Origin of the sequence: Rhodococcus sp. IEGM 1305, from assembly GCF_030058635.1 — a bacterium.
GTDB classification, from domain to species: domain Bacteria; phylum Actinomycetota; class Actinomycetes; order Mycobacteriales; family Mycobacteriaceae; genus Rhodococcus_F; species Rhodococcus_F opacus_D.
The window spans coordinates 1-5,353 of record NZ_JASHKX010000072.1; the positions used below are offsets into that span (position 1 = coordinate 1).

Annotated in this window: 6 protein-coding genes; 1 reads left to right on the forward strand and 5 read right to left on the reverse strand. The window is 65.5% G+C overall.

The features are described from left to right. Positions 1-179: 179 nt before the first annotated feature. Positions 180-1,454 carry a UDP-N-acetylglucosamine 1-carboxyvinyltransferase gene (gene murA / locus QM693_RS37375; protein ID WP_283354820.1) on the reverse strand — a complete coding sequence of 425 codons (1,275 nt, stop codon included), beginning with the start codon at positions 1,452-1,454 and terminating at the stop codon, positions 180-182. 54 nt (positions 1,455-1,508) lie between these two features. Between murA and QM693_RS37380 the strand changes: the two genes are divergently transcribed. After that, complete coding sequence (locus QM693_RS37380) at positions 1,509-2,084, forward strand: cob(I)yrinic acid a,c-diamide adenosyltransferase (protein WP_164065057.1); 576 nt, start codon at positions 1,509-1,511, stop codon at positions 2,082-2,084. Here QM693_RS37380 and QM693_RS37385 read toward each other — a convergent pair whose 3' ends face one another. The 4 genes from QM693_RS37385 to QM693_RS37400 all read right to left on the reverse strand — a co-directional run. Continuing rightward, entirely contained in the window at positions 2,085-2,507 is a 423-nt protein-coding gene (locus tag QM693_RS37385) for a DUF2550 domain-containing protein (protein ID WP_005571048.1), read from the reverse strand. It abuts the gene before it with no gap. Positions 2,508-2,555: 48 nt separating this feature from the next. After that, positions 2,556-2,924: a F0F1 ATP synthase subunit epsilon gene (locus QM693_RS37390; protein ID WP_005252961.1), complete on the reverse strand. Its 369-nt coding sequence runs from the start codon at positions 2,922-2,924 to the stop codon at positions 2,556-2,558. Between the two features lie 6 nt (positions 2,925-2,930). Then, positions 2,931-4,382, reverse strand: a complete 1,452-nt coding sequence (gene atpD, locus QM693_RS37395; RefSeq protein ID WP_005252960.1) for a F0F1 ATP synthase subunit beta — start codon at positions 4,380-4,382, stop codon at positions 2,931-2,933. Positions 4,383-4,385: 3 nt separating this feature from the next. Next, on the reverse strand, positions 4,386-5,353 hold a 968-nt coding region (locus QM693_RS37400), incomplete at its 5' end, for a F0F1 ATP synthase subunit gamma (RefSeq protein WP_283354821.1).

A 5,353-nucleotide genomic window follows, 5' to 3' on the forward strand; every position in this document is an offset into this window, starting at 1 on the left:
GCCTTCCGGCCGGGGTCGGTGTCCGTGTCGCTCTGACCTGGAATAAGTTACGCGACGGGAAACTGCTTGCCAAATCGCCAGGTCACGGTGTTCGTCGATTCGGACTCTGCTGGTCAGAGCCGGTGCGCCGGAACCGATCCGGCATCCTGCCGCTCACATCGGCCGCTGTGACGCCGGACTCACCGCTGAGAAGCGGGATCCGCGTCCACTCTTTCGATGCGGCCGCCGAGTTCCTGGAGGATCTCGACGAAACGGGGGTAACCCCGGTCGATGTGAAAGACGTCGTGGACTTCAGTCACCCCGTCGGCGACGAGTCCCGCCAGCACCAGGCCGGCGCCGGCCCGGATGTCCGAGGACCACACCGGCGCACTCGACAGTTGCGCGATTCCCCGGATCACAGCGTGGTGACCGTCCGTCCGAGCATCGGCACCCAACCGGATCATCTCCTCGACGAAACGGAACCGCGCCTCGAAGACGTTCTCCGTGATCATCGACGTTCCCTCGGCGACTGCGGCGAGACCGATGGCCATCGGCTGGAGGTCGGTGGGGAAACCCGGATAGGGCAGGGTCGCGAAGTTGACGGCCGTGGGCCGCGCTTCCTGGACCACCCGGAATCCGTCGGACTCGGCGGTGACTTCGGCTCCCGCCACCCGCAGCTTGTCGAGCACCAGGCTCAGGTGTTTCGGGTTGACCCCGCGGACACGCACGTCGCCACGGGTCATCGACGCGGCGATCCCCCACGTCGCTGCGACGATCCGATCGCCGATGACCCGGTGCGTGGTCGGCTCGAGTTTGGGGACGCCCTGGATCGTCAGCGTGGACGTGCCTGCACCCCGGACCTGCGCGCCCATCTGAATCAGCATGTTGCACAGGTCGACGATCTCGGGTTCGCGGGCCGCGTTGTCGATCACCGTCTCACCCTTGGCGAGTACGGCGGCCATCAGAATGTTCTCGGTCGCCCCCACCGACGGGAATGCGAGCCGGATGTTCGCACCGTGCAGGTCGTCGGCCTGCGCCACCACGCAGCCGTGCTCGATCGTGCTGTGCGCGCCCAGCAATCGCAGCCCCGACTGGTGCATGTCGAGGGGCCGCGATCCGATGGCATCGCCACCCGGTAGCGCGACCACGGCGCGACGGCACCGCGCGACCAGCGGTCCGAGCACACACACCGACGCGCGAAACTGCCGTACCGCGGCGAAATCGGCGTGGTGTTTGGGCTCCGCGGGTGTGGTGATCCGGACGATGGAATCGTCGAGGTCCACCTCGCAGCCCAGGCCACGCAGGACGTCCGCCATCAAGGGAACATCGAGGATGTCCGGGCAGTTGGTCACAGTTGTGGTGCCCTCGGCCAACAGCGCTGCCGCCATCAACTTGAGAACGCTGTTCTTGGCGCCCCCGACAGACACTTCACCTACGAGGCGGTTACCGCCGGTGACAAGGAAGCGTTCACTCACAGAACACAGCCTAGAGCCAGGGATGCCGACCCCGGAGGCCGGTACCGTAACGCTATGGCCGTACACCTCACCAAGATCTACACCCGGACCGGCGACGACGGGACCACCGGACTCAGCGATTTCTCCCGTGTGTCGAAGAACGATCCGCGGCTGATCGCCTACGCCGACTGCGACGAGGCGAACGCCTCGATCGGGGTTGCGGTGGCACTGGGCGACCCGCCCGAGGAGATCCGGTCGATCCTGCGGCAGATTCAGAACGACCTGTTCGACGCCGGCGCCGACCTCTCCACCCCAGTGGAGGCCGAACCGAAGTACCCGCCGCTGCGCATCTCGGACGAGTACATCGACCGTCTCGAGGGCTGGTGCGACGAACTGAACGAACGCCTGGCGCCGCTGAACTCCTTCATTCTCCCCGGCGGCACGGCACTCGGAGCGCTGCTGCACGTGGCGCGGACCGTCACCCGGCGGGCCGAGCGGTCCGCGTGGGCGGCCGTCGACGCGAACCCGGAGACCACCAACGCTCTACCGGCGAAATACCTCAACCGGCTGTCGGATCTGCTGTTCATCGTCAGCAGGCTCGCGAACCCCGAGGGCGACGTCCTCTGGAAGCCCGGAGCCGGGAAGTCCTGATCAGAGTCGGCGACCGCGGACCGATCGGCCGGACGGTCGTGATTCGACCCAGGACAGGAACGCGGTCAACGCTCCCCCGTCCAATGCGATCTCGTACGAGCTACCGCGGTCCTTGACCGACAGAATGATGATTTCCTCGGACATGATGTCGAACTCGGAGCCCTCCGGGCTGCGACGACCTGCGACCTCGATGCCCTGGCGATCGATGCGCGAATCAGGACCGGGACGCAAACTCGACAGTTTGAAAAAGACGAGGGAACCCTCGCCGTAGCGGATGACGCCGTGGCGCCACCCCGTGTCCCCCGGGGCAGGCGTCACCCGGAGGATCGCCGCGGTACCACCGCGGCGCAGTACTGCAAGCCGATACAAAAAGACCGCGACGAAGGCCGCGAGCAGCACAACCAGAATGATCAACACAGTCATTCCGATTGTCACTGTTCGTCGGCTCCGTCGCGGTCTTTCTCGTGCAGCCTAAGCGCGCTCTACAGCGCGGATCCGACCCTTGGCGACAGCGATCGCCTCGAGATCGTCTCCACTCTCTGCGAGCACGGCCTTGGCCGCTTCCACATCGATGTCCTCGGCCAAGTCGGCTGACTCGGCGAGGATCGTGACTGTCTTCGCGGTCACGGACAGGAACCCGCCGTGCACAGCAGCGACGATACGCTCACCGTCGGCCGTCGTGATCGCAACCACTCCGGCCTCGACCAGCTGTCCGAGAACCGGCTCATGCCCAGGCATGACACCGATCTCGCCCTCGGTCGTCTGTGCGCTGACGAGAGTCGCCGAACCAGACCACAACCGTCGCTCCACGGCGACGAGTTCCACGGTCATCTCAGCCATCGTCGACTACTTCCCGGCGATCTTCTTGGCTGCAGCCTCGACGTCGTCGAGTCCACCACAGCTGTTGAATGCCTGCTCGGGCAGGTGATCGAACTCGCCCTTGCAGATGCGGTCGAACGCCTCGATGGTGTCGCGGAGCGGCACCACGGAGCCGGGCTCACCGGTGAACTTCTCGGCGACGATGAAGTTCTGGCCGAGGAACTTCTGCAGACGGCGGGCACGGCCGACGAGCACCTTGTCCTCTTCCTGCAGCTCGTCCATACCGAGGATGGCGATGATGTCCTGCAGTTCCTTGTACTTCTGCAGGATGCGCTTGACCTCGTTGGCGACCCGGAAATGCTCGGCACCGACGATGCCGGGCTCCAGGATGCGGGAGGTGGAGGTCAGCGGGTCCACAGCGGGGTAGATACCCATCTGCGAGATCGGACGCGACAGCTCGGTGGTGGCATCGAGGTGCGCGAACGTCGTGGCCGGCGCCGGGTCGGTGTAGTCGTCGGCGGGCACGTAGATCGCCTGCAGCGAGGTGATGGAGCGACCACGCGTCGAGGTGATGCGCTCCTGCAGCTCACCCATCTCGTCAGCCAGGGTCGGCTGGTAACCCACGGCCGAAGGCATACGACCGAGCAGGGTCGACACCTCGGAACCGGCCTGGGTGAAACGGAAGATGTTGTCGATGAACAGCAGCACGTCCTGGCCCTGGACATCGCGGAAGTACTCCGCCATGGTCAGCGCGGACAGGGCGACGCGCATACGCGTTCCCGGCGGCTCGTCCATCTGGCCGAAGACGAGGGCAGTGTCCTGGAGGACGCCCATCTCTTCCATCTCGAGGTGAAGGTCGGTGCCCTCACGGGTGCGCTCACCGACGCCTGCGAACACCGAGGTTCCGGAGAACTCGCGGGCGATACGGGTGATCATTTCCTGGATCAGAACGGTCTTGCCGACACCGGCACCACCGAACAGACCGATCTTTCCACCCTTGACGTACGGGGTGAGGAGGTCGATGACCTTGATGCCGGTCTCGAGGATCTCCGTCTTGCCCTCGAGCTGGTCGAAGGCCGGTGGCTTGCGGTGGATGCCCCACTGCTCGCCGTCGCGACCCGTGCCGGGAGCGTCGAGGCAGTCGCCCAGTGCGTTGAACACGTGGCCCTTGACGACGTCACCGACGGGAACCGAGATCGGCTTGCCCGTGTCGGACACCGAGGTGCCGCGGATCAGGCCGTCGGTGGGCTGCATCGAGACGGTGCGCACCAGGTTGTCGCCGAGGTGCTGTGCGACCTCGAGGGTCAGCGTCTTGGCGACCGAGGGGAGCGTGATCTCGGCATGCAGGGCGTTGAACAGTTCAGGAATGGCGCCACGCGGGAATTCAACGTCCACGACGGGACCGATGACCCGCACGACGCGGCCGGCGACGGACGAACCCGAGCCTGCCCCGTTGTTTTCGGTTACTGCTGCGGTCATTGCTTAGTCACTTCCTGCGCTCGAGGCAAGCGCATTCGCGCCGCCGACGATCTCGCTGATTTCCTGGGTGATCTGGGCCTGGCGAGCCTGGTTTGCCTGGCGGCTCAACGTGTTCACCAGTTCGTTTGCGTTGTCCGTCGCGGCCTTCATGGCGGTACGACGGGCAGCCGACTCCGACGCCGCAGCATCCAGCAGCGAGGAGTAGATGCGGGTGCTGATGTACTTCGGCAGCAGGGCGCCGAGCAACTTGTCGGGTTCCGGCTCGAAGTTGTATCCGGCGACCGGCTCCGAGTCGCTGGACCCGTGACCGTTCGACAGCATGTCTTCGCCGAGTTCGACGCGCTCCTCGGAGACCATCACCTCGAGGGGAGCCATCCGGCGAACCTCGGGAGACTGGGTCAGCATCGACACGAAGCGGGTGTAGACGATGTGCAGCTCGTCGACGCCTTCGATGGTGCCCTCGCCGTTCGGCGCGGGAACCTCCGAGCCGGATCCGGCCATGAACAGGTCGACCAGGTGCCGGCTCGCCTTGGCGGCGTCGGAGTAGCCCGGATCCTGGGAGAACCCGGTCCACGCACCTCCCAAGTCGCGGCCACGGAACGTGTAGTACCCCAGACCCTTGGATCCGAGCACGTAGATGACCGGATCCTTACCCTCGCTGCGCAGCAGCTGGAACAGCTCCTCGGCCTCCTTGAGGACGTTGGAGTTGTAACCGCCGCACATACCGCGGTCGCTGGTGACGACCAGAACCGCGGCCCGCTTGGGATCGGTGCGCTCGTTCAGCAACGGGTGGTCCAGCGAAGCCGACGCGCTCGCCAGCTCCGACAGAACCTTCGTGATCTCTTCGGCGTACGGCTTCGCCGCGGCGACGCGCGACTGTGCCTTCGTGATGCGCGAGGTCGCGATCAGTTCCTGGGCCTTGGTGATCTTCTTGGTCGAGTTGACCGACTTGATGCGAGACCTCAGTTCGA

Coding starts and splice junctions, on each gene's coding strand:
- QM693_RS37385 (WP_005571048.1), bottom strand. CDS start 2,507: ATGACTGTGTTGATCATTCTGGTTGTGCTGCTCGCGGCCTTCGTCGCG.
- QM693_RS37380 (WP_164065057.1), top strand. CDS start 1,509: ATGGCCGTACACCTCACCAAGATCTACACCCGGACCGGCGACGACGGG.
- QM693_RS37390 (WP_005252961.1), bottom strand. CDS start 2,924: ATGGCTGAGATGACCGTGGAACTCGTCGCCGTGGAGCGACGGTTGTGG.
- atpD (WP_005252960.1), bottom strand. CDS start 4,382: ATGACCGCAGCAGTAACCGAAAACAACGGGGCAGGCTCGGGTTCGTCC.